We start from the raw sequence: 16,575 nt of genomic DNA on the forward strand, positions 1-16,575 counted from the left end.
GTGCCAGTGCCGTGCCCGCTTTGCTGGCTGGCGACCGTTCCTTGTCCGCAACCCCGTCACCGTACGGGCTACTTTTGAGGATGTGACCATGCGACTCAATCTTCCCGTCAGCGATACCGAAATCAACCTGAGCGATAGCGAGACCATCGTCTCGACTACCGACTTGCAAGGCAATATCACGTATGCCAACCCGTATTTCATCGCCGTCAGCGGTTACAGCGCGGAAGAATTGATCGGCGCGCCGCAAAACATCCTCCGGCATCCGGACATGCCGGCCGAAGCGTTCGCCGATTTCTGGGCCACCATCCGTTCGGGGCGCTCGTGGAGCGGCATGGTAAAAAACCGCTGCAAGAACGGCGATTATTACTGGGTGCTGGCGAACGTCACGCCCGTGGTGGAAGACGGCGTGGCCGTCGGCTACATGTCCGTGCGCACCAAGCCCACGCGCCAGCAGGTGGCGCAGGCGTCCGCCCTGTACGCGCGCATCAAGGCGGGCCAGGCCGACGGCATCGTCATCAGCCAGGGCGCTGCCGTGCGCACGGGCTGGCTGGCCAAGGTCTCCAGGCTGCGCGACCTGCCGCTGGGCCAGCGCATCGGCTGGAACCTGGGCCTGCTGAGCCTGGTATTGCTGCTGCAACTGGCGTGGAATACCGGGGTGTTGCCCGATGCGGCCCACGGCTGGCTGACGGGCTTGTCCGTGCTGGCTTTGTGCGCGACCCTGTATTTCTGGCACAGCTTGCACCGCGCCGTGCTGCAGCCGCTGCAGCGGGCACGCCAGGCCTGCGACGTGATGGCGGGCGGCGACCTGACGGGCGAGCTCGATACCACGCGGCGCGACGAGATGGGACAGCTGCTGCGCTCCTTGCGCCAGCTGCGCGTGAACCTGCATTCCATCGTTGGCGACGTGCGCGGCAATTTCCTGCGCATCAGCATGGCCAGCCAGGAAATCGCCGCCGGCAATATGGATTTGTCGGGCCGCACGGAAGCGCAGGCCTCGGCCCTGCAGCAGACGGCGTCGAGCATGGAGCAGCTGGCGGCCACGGTGCAGCAAAATAGCGGCAACGCCGTGCAAGCGAGCGACATGGCGGGCAAGGTGCATGGCCTGGCCGGGCGCGGCGGCGAAATCGTCGGCCAGATGGTCAGCATGATGGAGGGCATTCACGCCTCGTCGAAGAAGATCGGCGACATCACGGGCATTATCGAAGGCATCGCTTTCCAGACGAATATCCTGGCCTTGAACGCGGCCGTGGAAGCGGCGCGCGCGGGCGACCAGGGACGCGGTTTTGCCGTGGTGGCGGGCGAAGTGCGCAGCCTGGCCCACCGCAGCGCGGCGGCCGCCACGGAAATCAAGCAGTTGATCACCGCATCGCTGGAGCAGGTGCAGGCGGGGGCGACGCTGGCGCAGCAGGCGGGCGCCAGCAGCGCCGAAATGCTGGGCGCCGTGCAGGGCGTGCACGGCATCATGGAGGAGATCGCCTCGGCGTCGCGCGAGCAAAGCCATGGCATCGGCCAGGTCAACATGGCCGTCACGCAGATGGATGAAGTGACGCAACAGAACGCGGCGCTGGTCGAGGAATCGGCGGCCGCCTCGGCCTCGCTGCAAGATCAGACCTTGCAGCTGGAACAGGCGATGGCCCTGTTCAAGCTGGAACGCAGGCGTACTACAGCAGGCGCTCTGACAACGCCTTGAAGGGCACCTTGGGGACGAGGAAGGCGAACGGTTTTGACATGGGCGGCAACTGCCCCAGCAAGCCGCAGTCGGCGCGCAAGGCCGTCAGCGCTTGCACTTGATCCACATCAACGGGCAAGTCGATTTCGCCGAAGACCAGCTTGCCGTTGCGTGGCACGTGCGCGATGGCCGCATCCTGGCAAGCGAGGAAGGCGACGGCGTCGCGCCAGTTGCCGAATAGCGCTTGCCAGTCGGCATCGAGGCCATGCGCCGCCGTGATGGCCGCCTGCACATCGAGCGCCGGGGCGCTGCCGTCGCCGCCGGCGATGCTGCAGTGCGCCCGCGTGGCCGTGACGTCCAGCGCCATGTTGTCGGCCAGGTGGGTCGGCAGGATATCGCTGAACAGCCGCGTGCCCAGCGCGTGCGGCAGGCTGGCCATGATGTTTTTCAAAAAATATACGCAAGGCACGGCCGGCGCGCCCGGCGGCGTGCGGTCCAGGTACAGGCGCCAGTTGCTTTGCAGGGGAGACGGCAGCAGGCGGCGCAAGGGACCGAGCAGGGCAGGGCCGAAATGTCCGTGGCGGTAGGTCAGCACGGTGAATGGCGTCTTGCCATCGCGCTGCCACAGGGCCACGCCCGGCGGCAATAATTTCTGCGCCGCGGCGGCATCGACCAGCCAGCTCACGTAGACGACGTCGCGCACGTCACTGTGCAGGGTGAGGAAGGGCAGGCGCGACATGACGGCCTGGCGCACGCTGGCGAAATGCGCGCAGTTGGCGAGCGCGGCAAACACGCGCCCCGGCCAGCCCGCGCGCGGGTGGCGGTAAGTGTTGTCTTGCAATTAGGAACTTTCTGGAAAGGCGCAGGAAGATTAATACGCTGACGCTGCAACGCCCGTCCACATCATCGCGAGCGGCAGCGATGTGTGGCCGAGACGCGCAGCTGTGCTGGGGCACAGCGAGCATCGCAGGCCGCACAGGGCGCCGCGCAGCCGATGTGGGCGGGCGTCACTATTATTGCATGTGCCAGCCGTGACTTACTACTATAGATTGTCCGCTCAGGGCGTTCGACGGGAAGGCGGCCAGGAAGATGGCCGTTTGCGCCACGTCCTGCGTGGTGGTGAATTCGCCGTCGATGGTGTCTTTCAGCATCACTTTCTTGATCACGTCTTCCTCGCTGATGTTCAGCTGGGCCGCCTGTTCGGGGATTTGCTTGTCGACCAGCGGCGTGCGCACGAAGCCGGGGCAGATGACGTTGGCGCGGATGCCATCTTTCGCGCCTTCCTTGGCCACCACCTTGGCCAGGCCCAGCAAACCGTGCTTGGCGGCCACGTAAGCGCTCTTGAACGGCGAGCCTTCGTGCGAGTGCACGGAACCCATGTAGATGATGGCGCCGCCGCGGCCCGCCTTGATCATTTCGCGCATGCAGGCGCGCGTGGTGAGGAAGGCGCCGTCCATGTGAATGGCCAGCATCTTTTTCCACTGGTCGAACGGGTAGTCGACGACGGGACTGATGATCTGGATGCCCGCATTGCTGATCAGGATATCGATGCCGCCGAAGTGGGCCACGGCATCGGCCACGCCCTTGTCGACCTGTTCTTCGCTGGAGACATCCATGGCCACGGCAAACGCCTGGCCGCCCGCTTGCTTGATTTCCTCGGCCGTCTTGCTGGCCGCTTCCAGGGCCAGGTCGGCGATGACGACCTTGGCGCCCTGTTTTGCGTATTCGATGGCCATTTCCTTGCCGATGCCACTGGCGGCGCCGGTAATCAGTGCGACTTTGTCTTTGAGTTGCATATTAATCCTTTGCATTGCGGGTTGGAGTGATCGTGGAAAACCTGACTATGCCAGTATAGCCAGAAAACGCGCTGCGCATGCCCCGCGCACGCCTAAACGGCTTGTTGCCGCTCAAGCCGGTCAAGCTGCCTGTCCAGCATCTCCTGCATGCGCCAGGCGCCTGGATTGGTACCCGACCAGGTGCGAAACGCGTGGTTGAACGCGCTTTGTTCCTGGTAGCCGAGCAGGAAGGCGATGTCGACCAGCGACAGGTCCGGCGCGCGCAGATAGTCGCGCGCCAGGCCGTACCTGGCCTGGTCCAGCAGGGCCTGGAAGCTGGTGCCCGCGTCGGCCAGCTTGCGCTGCAGGGTGCGCGGCGTGATGGCCAGCGTGGCGGCAACGGTGGCCAGCCGCGCCGAACCCTGGCGCAAGCCCGCGACGATGGCCGCGTGCACTTGCGCGTCGATGCCGGCGCCCGTGTCCATCTCCGCCTGGCGCTGCGCCAGCAATTGTTCCGCATGCTGGCACAGCACCGGGTACAGACTGACGTCCGCGTTCGGCACGGGCCAGTCCAGCAATTGCGCGTCGAAGGTGGCCGTGTTGGCGGGGGCATTGAAGGCGGGCAGGCTGCCCAGCACACGCACGTATTCGTCGCGGTGCGCCGCGTGGCGCAGCAAGTCGCGGCCGCCATCGTGGGTAAAGGCCAGCCGGGCCGGCGGCAGCGGCATGCCCGCCAGCCAGTCGCCGCACACTTTGACGCCGGCAAAGACGCTGTCGACCAGGTGCCGGCTGGCGCCCGGGTAGTTGCTGGCCCAGCGGTAATGCGCGATGGCGCCGTCGCGCTGCAGGGTCGAGCGGCCCAGGTCGTGCGCCAGCCGTTCGTAGCGGGCCGTCTGTTCCAGTGCCTGGCCCACGTTGCTGCAACTGAGCAAGATCAAGCCATAGGCGCTGTAAGTGCCCATGCGCACGCGCTGGCCCACGTGCAGGCCGAAATGCGCGTCGCCCGCCAGCAGCGCGCCCGCATCGAGCAGGCGCACGTAGTCGCGCGCGGCCAAGGCCAAGCTGGGCGCTGATGCTGCCAGGCTGTGCGGCGCCACGCCGGCCGCCTGCGCCAGGGTGGCGCTATCGATACCGTGCGCGCTCGCCGCTTCCAGCAGCGGCAGCAGATAGGCGCCGGCGACCCGGCCGTCAGTGCTTGTCATGATGGAACAATGCGATTGTCATGAAAAACCAATACCCTTCGTCTGTGGCGGCATATGCTATTGATCTAGCAAGAAAATCAGGCAAGAACAGTATAGCAAGCCGCCGTGGCGCGCAACTGGCCGAACACAGGGGATGTCCATGCAACGCTGGAATGGCTGGGGAGATGAAAGCATCGTGTATGCGCTGAACGGGGGTGCGCTGGCCTTCCTGCGCGAGCGCCTGGGGCCGGGCAGCGGTATTGTCGACGCCACCTTCGACGACGCCTGCGCGCAGGTGCCGGCGTCGCGCCTGGCGCCCCATCCGCTGATCGACACCCAGCCAGCCACGCGCGTGCGCCATGCGCTCGGCCAAAGCCTGCCCGACTGGTTCAAATTGCGCCATGGCCGCATCGGCGTAGTGCCCGATGGCGTGGCTTTTCCCGACAGCGCGCTGCAGGTGCGCCAGCTGCTCGCGTATGCGCGCCAGGCGTGCGTGGCCATCATTCCCCACGGCGGCGGCACCAGCGTGGCCGGGCATTTGACGGTGGCGGCGGGGCCGCGTCCCGTGCTGTCAATCAGCCTGACCCGCCTGTGCGCGCTGGGTCACCTGGACCGCGAGGCGCAGCTGGCCACGTTTGGCGCGGGCGTGTATGGTCCCGACCTGGAAGCGCAGCTGCGCGCACACGGCTATACATTGGGACACTATCCGCAGTCGTTCGAGTATTCCACGTTGGGCGGCTGGATCGCCACGCGCTCGTCGGGCCAGCAATCGCTGCGCTATGGCCGCATCGAGCAGCTGTTCGCGGGCGGCGAGGTGGAAACGCCGTCCGGCACCTTGAGCATCCCCACCTTTCCCGCCTCGGCGGCCGGCATCGACCTGCGCGAAATGGTGCTCGGCTCCGAAGGGCGGCTGGGCATCCTGACGCAGGCCACCGTGCGCGTGTCGCCGCTGCCGCCGTATGAGGCGTTCCACGTCGTGTTTTTCGCCGACTGGGGCCAGGCGCAAGCGGCCGTGCGGACGCTGGCCCAGTCGCGCCTGCCCCTGTGCATGCTGCGCCTGTCGAACGCGGTCGAAACACAGACCATGCTGACCCTGGCCGGGCATAAAAAACTCGTGGGATTATTGGAACGTTATCTGTCCCTGCGCGGCTGCGCGGAAGGAAAATGCATGCTGATGCTGGGCATCAGCGGCGACGAGAAACCGGCGCGCGCGGCCCTGCGCGGCGCCCTGGCGCTGGCGCGGCGGCACAAGGGCGTGCACGTGGGGCGCCACATGGGCGACAAATGGAAGCAGGGACGCTTTCGCAACGTCTACCTGCGCAACGGCGCCTGGGAACACGGCTATGTCATCGACACGGTGGAAACGGCCGTCGACTGGCCCCGCGTGACGGCCATGATGGCGGCGCTGGAGCAGGCGGGCGCCAGTGCGCTGGCCGCACACGGCGAGCAGGTGCACGCCTACACGCATTTGTCGCATGTGTATGCGCAGGGCGCCAGCGTCTACACCACGTATGTGTATCGCTTGGCGTCCACGTATGAAGACAACATGGCGCGCTGGCGCAGTTTGAAAGACGCGGCCAGCGCCGCCATCGTCGCCAACGGCGGCACCATCAGCCATCAGCATGGCGTGGGCACGGACCACGCGCCGTGGCTGATGGCGGAAAAGGGAGAACTGGGCATCGCCGCCATGCGCGCGCTGCTGCGCCAGTTCGACCCGCAGGGCATGATGAACCCCGGCAAACTGCTGCCCGAGGCCGGCGGCCCGTCATGAACAGGGCGGATCTGCCTGGCATCCTGGCGCGCGAGTGGGATGTGCTGGTCGTCGGCGGCGGCATTACGGGCGCCGGCATCCTGCTCGAAGCGGCGCGGCGCGGCCTGGCGGCGCTGCTGGTGGAGCAGCGCGATTTCGCCTGGGGCACGTCGAGCCGTTCCTCGAAGCTGGTGCACGGCGGCTTGCGCTACCTGAAGCAGGGACAGTTCGCCATGACGCGCGAGTCGGTGCATGAGCGGCAAGCCTTGCTGGCGGATGCGGCGGGGCTGGTCGAGCCGCAGGGCTTCGCCTTCGGCGACTACGCGGGCAGGAAGCCGGGGCGGCGCCAGTTCATGCTGGGCCTGGCCATCTACGACGCGATGGCGGGCAAGCGCGCGCGCCGCTATGTCGATGCGTCTGACTTTGCCATGCTGGCGCCGCACGTCCGGCGCGACGAGCTGCGGGGCGGCATGCTGTACCAGGACGCCAAGACGGACGATGCGCGCCTGGTGCTGCGCGTGCTGCAGGAAGCGCGGCGCCATGGCGGCGTGGCCGTCAACTACCTGGGCGTGGCATCGCTGCTGCGCGAAGATGGCAAGGTCGCCGGCGCCACCTTGAACGATGCGGTCGATGGCGCGGCATTCACCGTGCGCGCGCGCCTGGTGATCAGCGCCACGGGGGCCTGGGCCGACGCCTTGCGCGGCCAAGTGGGAGAGCCGCCGAAATTGCGGCCCCTGCGCGGCAGCCATTTGCTGCTGCCGGCCTGGCGTTTGCCGCTGGCGCAAGCCGTCAGCCTGATGCACCCGCACGATGGCCGCCCCGTGTTTGCCTATCCGTGGGAGGGCGTGACCCTGGTCGGCACCACCGATGTCGACCACGGCGCCAGCCTGGACCTGGAGCCGGCCATCACACGCGGCGAACTCGATTATCTGCTGACCGCCTTGCAGTGGCAGTTTCCGCAGCTGGCGCTGGGCGAAGACGACGTGCTGGCCACGTTTGCCGGCGTGCGCCCCGTGATCGACAGCGGCCAGCTTGACCCGTCGAAGGAAGCGCGCGAACATGCGCTATGGCTGGAAAACGGCTTGCTGACGGTGGCGGGCGGCAAGCTGACGACGTTTCGCGTGATCGCCCTCGATGCGTTGCGCCGCGCCGCGCCGCTGCTGCCGGGCTGGCAGGCGGATTTGCGCCCGCTGCCGATTTTCGACCCCACGCCACCGCTGGCGGGCAAGGCCTTGCTGCTCGACGGCGAGCAGCGCGCGCGCCTGCTGGGCCGTCATGGGGCTGCCGCGCAGGCGCTGTGCGATGCGGCGCTGGACGGCGAACTGGAGCCGATTCCCGGTACGCAGACCCTGTGGGCGCAGCTGCGCTGGGGGGCGCGCAGCGAGGATGTGCAGCATCTGGACGACTTGCTGCTGCGGCGCACGCGCCTCGGTTTGCAGCTGGCTGGCGGGGCGCTTGCTATCATGCCGCGCCTGCGCGCCATCTGCCAGCATGAACTGGGCTGGGACGATGCGCGCTGGGAGATAGAGCAGCAGCGCTACCTGGCCTTGTGGCGCCGCCATTACAGCGTGCCGCAGGGCGACTGAAAAACCATAAAAAATATACAAGAGGAGAGCATCATCGATACCACCCTGTTTGGCCAGTCCCTGGCGCTGGGCGACGCCTGCATCACCTACGACAGCCTGTCGCCGCTGGACCTGCGCCAGCCCGTGGACGTCCTTGTCGACGACCTGGGCGAAGACCTGCTGCAAATCACGTGCGCGAATGGCGACATCGTCGACGTGGGCTGGTACCCGGCCTGGAGCGAAGAGGGACGCTTGCGCGTGGTGGCCGTGCGCGGGCAGGACTGGGAAGCGCCCGTCTTCAGCGCGCAGCCGGACAAGGATCCGCAAGCGCTGCTGCAGGCGCTGCGCGCCGCGCTGGCCAGCCTGGCATAAGCCATGGCCAGCGTATCCGGCCAGGGACCGTACATCCTTGCCATCGACAATGGCACGCAAAGCGTGCGCGCGCTGCTGTTCGACCGGGAGGGGAGGCTGGCGGCGAAGGCGCAAGTCTTCCTCGAAGCGTATTACTCCGACCACCCCGGCTGGGCCGAGCACGACGCCGACGGCTACTGGCAAGCCGTGTGCGCGGCGTGCCAGCAGCTGTGGCGCAGCACGGACATCAATCAATCCTCGGTGGCCGGCGTGGCCGTGACGACGCAGCGCGGCACGGTGGTCAACGTGGATGAACACGGCGCGCCGCTGCGGCCCGCCATCACCTGGCTGGACCAGCGCAGCACGCGCGACATTCCCCCACTGGCGCCGTGGTGGCGCGCCCTGTTCCGCGCCACGCGCCTCGATGGCACGATCCGGTATTTCCGCCGCGAGGCCGAGATCAACTGGATCAGCGCGCACCAGCCCGACATCTGGCGCCGCACGCATAAATTCCTGCTGCTGTCGGGCTTTTTGAACCACCGCCTATGCGGAAAATACATAGACTCGACGGGTTCGCAAGTGGCCTACATCCCGTTTGATTACAAGCGCCATGCCTGGGCCGGGCGCTTCGACTGGAAGTGGCAGGCGCTGGCGATACGACGTTCGATGCTGCCGGAACTGGTGGCGCCGGGCACGCGCATGGGCGCCATCACGGCATCGGCCGCCGCGGCGACGGGCATCCCGGAGGGCACGCCGCTGCTGGCGGCAGCCGCCGACAAGGCGTGCGAAGTGCTGGGCGCCGGCTGCGTCGAGCCGCACGTGGCGTGCCTGAGCTACGGCACCACGGCCACCATCAACACGACCAGCCGCAAATACGTGGAAGTGACGCGTTTCATTCCGCCGTATCCGGCCGCCATGCCGGGCGCCTACAGCACGGAAGTGCAGATATTCCGCGGCTACTGGATGGTCAACTGGTTCAAGGAGCAGTTCGGCGACCGCGAACGGGCGGCCGCCGCCGAAGACGGCACGGGCTTGTCCGCCGAGGCGCTGTTCGACCGCCTGGTCGACGCCGTGCCGCCCGGCTCCATGGGCCTGATGCTGCAGCCGTACTGGAGTCCCGGCATCAAGGTGCCGGGGCCGGAAGCGAAGGGCGCCATGATCGGCTTTGGCGACGTGCATACGCGCGCGCACATCTACCGCGCCATCCTCGAAGGCCTCGCGTATGCGCTGCGCGAGGGCAAGGAACGCATCGAGCGGCGCAGCGGCATTGCCATCACGGAGCTGCGCATCGCGGGCGGTGGCTCGCAAAGCGACGCGGCCATGCAGCTGACGGCCGACATCTTCGGCTTGCCGGCCGCGCGCGCCCACGTGTATGAAAGTTCGGGCCTGGGCGCGGCCATCGCCGCCGCCGTGGGCCTGGGCTGGCATGCGGACTTTCCCGCCGCCGTGCAAGCGATGACGCGCAAGGGCAAGGTATTCCAGCCCCATCCCGAGCATCGCAAAATCTACGAACAGCTGTACCGGCGCGTGTACCGCAAGATGTATGCGCGGCTGCAGCCGCTGTACCGCGAGATCGCCGATATCACCGGTTATCCCGGGTAGCTTTCGCATCAAATGCTATTGCGAATCATTCTCATCCATTATATGATGTGTTCCGCATTTCACTAAGGCAACTTATCCCCGGTGACTGCAGTGCGCCGCCGGCCTTGCGCCGGCGGCGTGTCCGCGCGGGCAGGGTTCCGCCGCAACGCTTCCTTCAACGCCGCCGCTTGATCGCGCACCGCCGTCCTCTGCCCCAGCATTTTTTTCATTCCAGCAGTATGCAAACTAGGCAAGGATAGCGATGAAGAGCAGCAGCAAACAAGGATGGACCCCGCTGGCCGCCGCGCTGGCGCTGGCATTGGGCGGCGCGCACGGCCATGCGTGGGCGGCAGACAGGATCGATGCGGTGCAGATGCCCGCCATCAGCGTGTTTGGCGACGCCATCAGCGCCGGCACGGCCGGACGCTCGTATATCACCAGCGCCGATATCGAACGCCAGCAGGCCGACAATGTCGCGTCCTTGCTCGACACCTTGCCCGGCGTCGACCTGGCCGGCACGGCCCGTCCCAGTGGCCAGAGCCTCAATATCTGGGGTTTTAATAAAGTGCAGGACGTGAAAGTCATCCTCGACGGCGTGCCCAAGGGTTTTGAAAAATACCGCCAGGGTTCCATCTTCATCGAGCCGGAACTGATCAAGCAGATCGAAGTCAACAAGGGCGCGCATACGAGCTTGTACGGCAATGGCGGCTTCGGCGGCGTCATCACGGTCGAGACCAAGGATGCGCAGGACTTGCTCGAAGGCGGCGAGAAAGCGGGCGCCATGCTCAAGTATTCGCGCCACTCGAATAACGGCGAAAACGACGCCACCGTGGCCGTCTACGGCCGCACGGAAGACGGCCGCTTCGACGCGATGGCGTTTACCACGCGGCGCAAGTCCGACGATTTGCGCAAGCCCGATGGCAAGCCATTCCGCTTTTCCGCCATCGACGCGCCATCGAGCCTGGCCAAGCTGAATATCCGGCTGACGCCGGAGCAGCTCCTGACCCTGACGGCCATGAAGAGCGGCAGTTCGGGCTGGGGCCCGTTCGCCGCCATGGGCGAGGACGTGCCCACGCCGACCGAGGCGGAAATCAAAAAATATGGACTGGAAGAGGCGTGGCAGCGCAAGGCCGTCTACCGCGACCAGGACGACGATACGTATTCCGTGAAGTGGCAGTACGCGCCGCAACATAATCCGTGGATCAAGCTGACGGCCAGCGCCGGCTATTCGCACACGGACCAGCATGACAAGCGCCTGCCATCGGCTTCGCTCGGCTCCTACCTGGGTTCCCTCGGCAACGAGAGCTGGGCGTCGTACGTGGACCGCATCGCGGAGGTGCGCAACGAAAGCGTGTTTGCGACGGGCGCCGTGTCGCACGTGCTGCAAACGGGCCTGCAATGGCACAAGAACGTGCGCGACACCCTGATGTACTACCCGTCGTCGACGGCGCTGAAGGACCCCAGCTACAACTACGGCTACTTCCAGCCCTATTACATGCCGGCCGGGCGCCAGGAAACCACGGGCCTGTATCTGCAGGATGCGATGACGTATGGCGATCTGACGCTGACGGCGGCGCTGCGCCATGACCGGGTCGTCTCCGAGGGCGTGCCGAACAAGGCGTCGCGCTACAACAGCCCGCTGGCGGCGGCCGGCCACGATTTCAGCGAAAAGGCGCACGCAGACTGGTCGCCCCGCCTGGGCCTGTTCTGGAAGGCGTCCGGCACGCTGGCCTTGTTCGGCGACTTGAGCCGCACCTGGCGCGCGCCGACGATCGATGAGATGTATTCGAACGAATACTATGTGTCGTCCCGGCTCGGTTCATCGACGCCTGGCACCAGCCGCGACCTGGCCGTCGAGCGCGTGACGGCCGTGCGCGCGGGCGCCATGCTGCACCGCCAGAACGTGTTCATGGAGCGCGACGACGTGCAGCTGCGCCTGACGGCGTACCAGAACCGCGTTAGCGACAATATCGGCCCGCGCCTTGGCATCCTGGTCGAAGGCTATGTGCCGGGATCGGGCAAGGTGCCGCCCGCCCTGTCGTCCTACCGCAACCTGGCCGGTTTCCGCACGCAGGGCGTGGAAGTCGAGTCCTACTACAACTCGCCGCGCCTGTTTGCCAGCGCATCGCTGTCGAAGCAGCGCGGCACGCGCACCGGTTCCCAGCGTGACCCGTGGGGCCAGGACGAAGCCGTGTCGACCATCGCGCCCGATAAATTGATGGCGGGCCTGGGCTGGCGCATGCCCGACCTTGGGGCCAGCATCGGCTGGCAGGGCCGCTTCGTGGCGAAGCAGGAGCGCGTCCTGCCGGTGGGGAACGTGTACCGCCTGCCGCCATCGAAAGGCTATGCGTTGCATACCTTGTTCGCGTCGTGGAATGGCAGGCAGGGCGTGTGGCGCGGCACGGAAGTGCGGCTGACGGTCGATAATGTCTTCAACCGCAATTACATGCCCTACCTGAGCGAGGCGGTCACCGGTGTGGGGCGCAATGCGAAGTTGAGCGTGTCGAGAAAATTTTGATTCGCTTTGAGAACGGCGGGCCGGAGACGCGGGCCTGAGAAAATGCCGATGGCGGCGTTGCAGCTTCCTTGCCGTACTTGCGTACTGTCTGCGTCGCTGCGCCTTGCCCTCGCCATTTTTCAGGCCCGCTTGGCCCGGGGTGCCTTTGTTTTTGACTTGGGCCTACTCCCGGTCCGCTGCATTTTCCCTTAAGCTTTAACGCAATACGATCGCCTTGACCGTCTCCCAGGCCGTGCTGCCCGAGTGCGTGGCGCGGACCTGGTTGCGGCCCTCTTCCTTGGCCACGTACAGGGCGCGGTCGGCGGCGACGAACAGCGCTTCGCGGTCGTCCAGCTGGTGCGGGTGGATGGTCGCCACGCCGATGCTGACGGTGATCCATGGCGAGGTGCTGGAGCGCGGGTGCGGCAGTTGCAGCGCTTCGATGCTGGCGCGGATGGCCTCGGCCAGGTGCAGGGCGCTGTCGGCGTCCGTGTCGGCAAACAGCAACACGAATTCCTCGCCGCCGTAGCGGGCCGCCAGGTCGCCGGAGCGGCTGGCATGTGCATCGATGGCCTGCGCGACCTGCTGCAGGCAGCTGTCGCCGGCCGGGTGGCCCAGGCTGTCGTTGTACAGCTTGAAGTGGTCGACGTCGAGCACCACCAGCGACAGGGCGCCGCCGCCGCGCACGGCGCGCTGCCATTCTTTTTCCAGGAAGCTGTCGAAATGCCGGCGGTTGGCTATTTTGGTCAGCGGATCGAGATAGGCGGCGCGCTGCAGCGCGTCTTCCGACTGCTTGTGGTGCGTGATGTCGTGCAGCAGGCCGATATACAGGGGCTGGCGCAGATACATGGGCGTCAGCGTCAGGTCCATGCTCAGCGCCGCGCCGTTGCGGTGGCGGATCGCCACTTCGCGCGTGCCGTGGTTGTGCGCTTTTTCCGGATTGGCCGCGTGCATGGCGAAGTAATCGAGGTATTCCTGCGTCACCAGGGGGCTGAGCAGTTCGCCGATGGAACGCCCGGCCAGTTCGTTTTCGCGGTAGCCCAGGTAATGGTCGCAGGCCGGATTGGTGTACTGGATGCGCCCGTCGGCCTCGATGATCAGCAAGCCCTCGGCCATGTTATTGACGATGGTGCGCAGGCGCTCGGCCTGTTCCTGCTGGGTCTCATTGTTGCTGCGGATTTGCAGCTGGGCGCGCACGCGCGCGCACACTTCGGCCATGCGCAGCGGCTTGCTGATGTAATCGACGGCGCCGCAGTCGAAGCCGGCCACCACGTCTTCCGTTTCCGTCTTGGCGCTCATGAAGATGACGGGGATGCGCTGCGTCAGCGGGTGCTGCTTGAGGCGGCGGCACGTCTCGATGCCGTCCATGTCCGGCATCAGTACGTCGAGCAGGATCAGGTCGGGCTGGGCACGCTGGGCGATCGCCAGCGCCCGTTCGCCGGACGTGGCGACATAGGTTTGATAACCCTGTTCGCTCATCAGCTTGCGCAGCAGCTCAAGGTTGGCCGGCGCATCGTCGACAATCAAAATCGCGGCTTCTTGCCGCTGGGAATGCCCCACACTGCCTGAACTCATTGCTACCGGCCTTCTCGGATGTACTCTGCGCTGCCAGCATTTGCTGCACTTTCGGTGATGCTGAGCGGATTCAAATCTGATACAGCGATCAAATCATACCGCCTTGCTAATTTTTTGGGTGAAAAAATCGATGCTGCACGAGGCGGGAAAGTATTATTTTTATGCTATTTTTAAAAATAAATACACGCAGTTGCTATCGTGAAAGCGGTTTTTGGGCGGAAAAGACGCGTGCCCGGCGGTGCAGGGGGCAGCTGGGACACGCCCCGCAGCTGCGGGGCGTGAAGAGGCGGGTTACATTTTTGCGGCGATCAGTTTGCCCAGGATGGCGATGCCTTCGCGGATGCGTTCCGGCGGCACCGTCACGAACGACAGGCGCAAGGTGTGCGTGTCCGGCGTGTTCGCGTAGAACGGCGCGCCCGGCACGAAGGCGACCTTGTTGGCGATGGCTTCATCGAGCAGTTTCATCGCATCGATATGTTTCGGCAGGGTGACCCAGATGAACATGCCGCCTTCCGGCTTCGTCCAGGTGACGCCGGCCGGGAAGTGCTCTTCCAGCGCCGACAGCATGGCCTGGCACTGGTTGCCGTACAGGCTGCGGATGCTGGGGATATGCCGCTCCAGGAAGCCATCCTTGATCACTTCATGCACGACCATCTGCGTCAGCTGCGAGGTGTGCAGGTCGGCGGCCTGCTTGGCCAGTTCCAGGCGGCGCACCAGCGGCATCGGCGCCACCACGTAGCCGAGGCGGATGCCGGGCGTGAGCACTTTCGAGAAGGAGCCCATGTAGATGACGCCGTCCGGATTCATGTTGATCATCTTCGGATACGGCTCGCCGCTGTAGCTCAGGGCGCCGTACGGATCATCCTCGATCAGCGGCAGGCCGTGGCGGGCGCAGGTTTCCACCAGTTCCACGCGGCGCGCCACGGACAGGCTGCGGCCCGTCGGGTTCTGGAAGTTCGGCAGCGCGTACAACAGGCGCGCGCCATCGGCGACGGGATCGATCGACGACGGCACCAGGCCTTCGTCATCGGTATCGACGGACACGAATTCGGGACGGTAGACGGAAAACGCCTGCAGGGCACCCAGGTAGCTGGGGGTTTCCACCAATACCTTGCTGCCTTCGTCGATCAGGACCTTGCCCAGCAAGTCCAGCGCCTGCTGCGAGCCGGACGTCATCAGCACCTGTTCGGGCAGGATGGTGCTGCCATTGCCGGAGAGCGAGTCGGCGATCCACTGGCGCAGCGGCAGGTAGCCGTCGGTGGGGCCGTATTGCAGGGCTACCTTGCCATTGTTCGACAGGACCTTGTCGAAGGCGGTCTTCATTTCTTCCACGGGGAAGGTGGCGGGCGAGGGCAGGCCGCCGGCAAACGAGATGATCTCGGGACGCTGCGTGATCTTCAGGATTTCGCGGATGAACGAGCTTTGCAGCTGTTCCGCGCGTTCGGCAAAGCGCCATTGGATCGGATTCGGATTTTCAATTTTCATACGAGTCTCACAGAAGATGCCGAGCTGCGCCGGCTGGATTTGTTGGCCCGCTTGTGGCGGTGCGTGCGCAAGCGGCGCCGGATAGGCGTCGCCATGGTGCTGCGGTATTGTACGGCTTGCACGCCGCCGTGCCCATCCGCACGCGCAACGGCGTTGCAAATGGGCGTCAGGGAACCTTACTTCAGCTTGCGTCCGATGGCCACGACGGCGATCACGGCGCCGGCAAACAGCAGGCTTTCGCCCGTCAATGGCTCGTTCAGCAGCACGGCCGCGCCCACCAGGGTGAGGAAGGGTTGCAGCAGCTGCGTCTGTCCCACGCGGGCCACGCCGCCCAGCGCCATGCCCCGGTACCAAAAGAAAAAGCCGATAAACATGGAAAACACGGAAATATAGGCAAAGCCCAGCCAGGCGGCGGCGCCGGCCTGCGCCATCAGCGCGCGCTGCGGCCACGCGTTCCACAGCACCACGGGCAGGACAAAAGGCAGGGCCAGCAGCAGGGCCCAGGAAATCACGTGCTGGCCCGGCATGGCTTGCGCCAGGCGTCCGCCTTCGGCATAGCCGAGCGCAGCCAGCAGCACGGCGGCAAAGATCAGCCAGTCGGCCAGGTGGAAGCTGCCGCCGCCCTGGCGCAGCGCGAACGCCACCACCAGCGCCGTGCCGAGCAGGGCCATCAGCCAGAAGCCGGGGGAAGGGCGTTCCTTGCCGCGCAGCACGGCAAACACGGCGGTGGCCAGCGGCAAAATGCCGACCAGCACGGCGCCGTGCGAGGCGGGCAGGCTGCGCATGGCGATCGACGTCAGCCAGGGGAAGCCCAGCACGCAGCCCAGCGACACGAACGCCAGCGGCAGCCATTGTTCGCGGCGCGGCAACGGCGCGCGCTGCTGCCACAGCCACAGGCCGGCCAGGCCGGCGGCCACCAGGGCGCGGCCCAGGGCGACAAAGGTAGGGTCGAGTTCGGCCACCGCCAGGCGCGTAAACGGCAGGGTCAGGCTGAAGAGGGCGACGGCTGTCAAGCCCAGCAGCATGCCTTTGCGGTCGGCGCCGAGCCGCAGGGGAGAAGTGGGGGAGGTGGTGGCGGGCGATGGCATGGCTGTCCTGGTACGGGTGGCATGGGTAAATAAAGCGGGGTGGATCAATCCGCCCCGT

General features: G+C 66.0%; 12 protein-coding genes. 6 read left to right on the forward strand and 6 right to left on the reverse strand.

Annotated elements, in window-relative coordinates; all coding sequences use genetic code 11:
• Positions 1 to 88 precede the first annotated feature (88 nt).
• Complete coding sequence (locus tag ACQ4WQ_RS19005) at positions 89 to 1,690, forward strand: methyl-accepting chemotaxis protein (RefSeq protein ID WP_436499203.1); 1,602 nt, start codon at positions 89 to 91, stop codon at positions 1,688 to 1,690.
• On the opposite strand, the gene ACQ4WQ_RS19010 is transcribed toward ACQ4WQ_RS19005, so the two are convergent.
• The 3 genes from ACQ4WQ_RS19010 to ACQ4WQ_RS19020 form a co-directional block, all read right to left on the reverse strand.
• Positions 1,662 to 2,510 carry a DUF2071 domain-containing protein gene (locus ACQ4WQ_RS19010; RefSeq protein ID WP_436499205.1) on the reverse strand — a complete coding sequence of 283 codons (849 nt, stop codon included), beginning with the start codon at positions 2,508 to 2,510 and terminating at the stop codon, positions 1,662 to 1,664. The two genes, ACQ4WQ_RS19005 and ACQ4WQ_RS19010, sit on opposite strands and share 29 nt — an antisense overlap.
• A 172-nt stretch (positions 2,511 to 2,682) precedes the next feature.
• Positions 2,683 to 3,465, reverse strand: coding sequence for a 3-hydroxybutyrate dehydrogenase (locus ACQ4WQ_RS19015; RefSeq protein ID WP_326456358.1), 783 nt, complete (start codon positions 3,463 to 3,465; stop codon positions 2,683 to 2,685).
• A gap of 92 nt (positions 3,466 to 3,557) precedes the next feature.
• The gene (locus tag ACQ4WQ_RS19020) at positions 3,558 to 4,646 is read right to left on the reverse strand and encodes an AraC family transcriptional regulator (RefSeq protein WP_436499207.1); all 1,089 of its coding nucleotides are present in this window, start codon (positions 4,644 to 4,646) and stop codon (positions 3,558 to 3,560) included.
• A gap of 139 nt (positions 4,647 to 4,785) precedes the next feature.
• On the opposite strand from ACQ4WQ_RS19020, the gene ACQ4WQ_RS19025 reads away from it, so the two are divergent.
• From ACQ4WQ_RS19025 to ACQ4WQ_RS19045, 5 genes are all read left to right on the forward strand, one after another.
• A complete protein-coding gene (locus ACQ4WQ_RS19025) occupies positions 4,786 to 6,396 on the forward strand; it encodes an FAD-binding oxidoreductase (protein ID WP_436499209.1) in 1,611 nt (536 codons plus the stop codon).
• On the forward strand, positions 6,393 to 7,961 hold the full coding sequence (locus ACQ4WQ_RS19030; protein ID WP_436499211.1) for a glycerol-3-phosphate dehydrogenase/oxidase: 1,569 nt from the start codon (positions 6,393 to 6,395) through the stop codon (positions 7,959 to 7,961). Before ACQ4WQ_RS19025 ends, ACQ4WQ_RS19030 begins: the two co-directional genes overlap by 4 nt.
• A 123-nt stretch (positions 7,962 to 8,084) precedes the next feature.
• Positions 8,085 to 8,312, forward strand: a complete 228-nt coding sequence (locus ACQ4WQ_RS19035; protein WP_326456354.1) for a hypothetical protein — start codon at positions 8,085 to 8,087, stop codon at positions 8,310 to 8,312.
• 3 nt (positions 8,313 to 8,315) lie between these two features.
• A complete protein-coding gene (locus ACQ4WQ_RS19040; protein WP_436499213.1) occupies positions 8,316 to 9,893 on the forward strand; it encodes an FGGY-family carbohydrate kinase in 1,578 nt (525 codons plus the stop codon).
• A 241-nt stretch (positions 9,894 to 10,134) separates the two neighbouring features.
• Complete coding sequence (locus tag ACQ4WQ_RS19045; protein ID WP_436499215.1) at positions 10,135 to 12,390, forward strand: TonB-dependent hemoglobin/transferrin/lactoferrin family receptor; 2,256 nt, start codon at positions 10,135 to 10,137, stop codon at positions 12,388 to 12,390.
• 195 nt (positions 12,391 to 12,585) lie between these two features.
• On the opposite strand, the gene ACQ4WQ_RS19050 is transcribed toward ACQ4WQ_RS19045, so the two are convergent.
• The 3 genes from ACQ4WQ_RS19050 to ACQ4WQ_RS19060 all read right to left on the reverse strand — a co-directional run bounded on the left by ACQ4WQ_RS19050 (position 12,586) and on the right by ACQ4WQ_RS19060 (position 16,517).
• Positions 12,586 to 13,944: a diguanylate cyclase gene (locus ACQ4WQ_RS19050; RefSeq protein ID WP_436499217.1), complete on the reverse strand. Its 1,359-nt coding sequence runs from the start codon at positions 13,942 to 13,944 to the stop codon at positions 12,586 to 12,588.
• Between the two features lie 291 nt (positions 13,945 to 14,235).
• Positions 14,236 to 15,429: an aminotransferase-like domain-containing protein gene (locus tag ACQ4WQ_RS19055; RefSeq protein WP_436499219.1), complete on the reverse strand. Its 1,194-nt coding sequence runs from the start codon at positions 15,427 to 15,429 to the stop codon at positions 14,236 to 14,238.
• 176 nt (positions 15,430 to 15,605) lie between these two features.
• Positions 15,606 to 16,517 carry a DMT family transporter gene (locus tag ACQ4WQ_RS19060; protein WP_436499221.1) on the reverse strand — a complete coding sequence of 304 codons (912 nt, stop codon included), beginning with the start codon at positions 16,515 to 16,517 and terminating at the stop codon, positions 15,606 to 15,608.
• Positions 16,518 to 16,575: the final 58 nt, after the last annotated feature.

Source organism: Janthinobacterium goodfellowi, assembly GCF_051380695.1.
Taxonomy (GTDB): Bacteria; Pseudomonadota; Gammaproteobacteria; order Burkholderiales; family Burkholderiaceae_D; genus Janthinobacterium.

Coding starts and splice junctions, on each gene's coding strand:
- ACQ4WQ_RS19050 (WP_436499217.1), bottom strand. CDS start 13,944: ATGAGTTCAGGCAGTGTGGGGCATTCCCAGCGGCAAGAAGCCGCGATT.
- ACQ4WQ_RS19060 (WP_436499221.1), bottom strand. CDS start 16,517: ATGCCATCGCCCGCCACCACCTCCCCCACTTCTCCCCTGCGGCTCGGC.
- ACQ4WQ_RS19005 (WP_436499203.1), top strand. CDS start 89: ATGCGACTCAATCTTCCCGTCAGCGATACCGAAATCAACCTGAGCGAT.
- ACQ4WQ_RS19020 (WP_436499207.1), bottom strand. CDS start 4,646: ATGACAAGCACTGACGGCCGGGTCGCCGGCGCCTATCTGCTGCCGCTG.
- ACQ4WQ_RS19025 (WP_436499209.1), top strand. CDS start 4,786: ATGCAACGCTGGAATGGCTGGGGAGATGAAAGCATCGTGTATGCGCTG.
- ACQ4WQ_RS19055 (WP_436499219.1), bottom strand. CDS start 15,429: ATGAAAATTGAAAATCCGAATCCGATCCAATGGCGCTTTGCCGAACGC.
- ACQ4WQ_RS19040 (WP_436499213.1), top strand. CDS start 8,316: ATGGCCAGCGTATCCGGCCAGGGACCGTACATCCTTGCCATCGACAAT.
- ACQ4WQ_RS19030 (WP_436499211.1), top strand. CDS start 6,393: ATGAACAGGGCGGATCTGCCTGGCATCCTGGCGCGCGAGTGGGATGTG.
- ACQ4WQ_RS19015 (WP_326456358.1), bottom strand. CDS start 3,465: ATGCAACTCAAAGACAAAGTCGCACTGATTACCGGCGCCGCCAGTGGC.
- ACQ4WQ_RS19045 (WP_436499215.1), top strand. CDS start 10,135: ATGAAGAGCAGCAGCAAACAAGGATGGACCCCGCTGGCCGCCGCGCTG.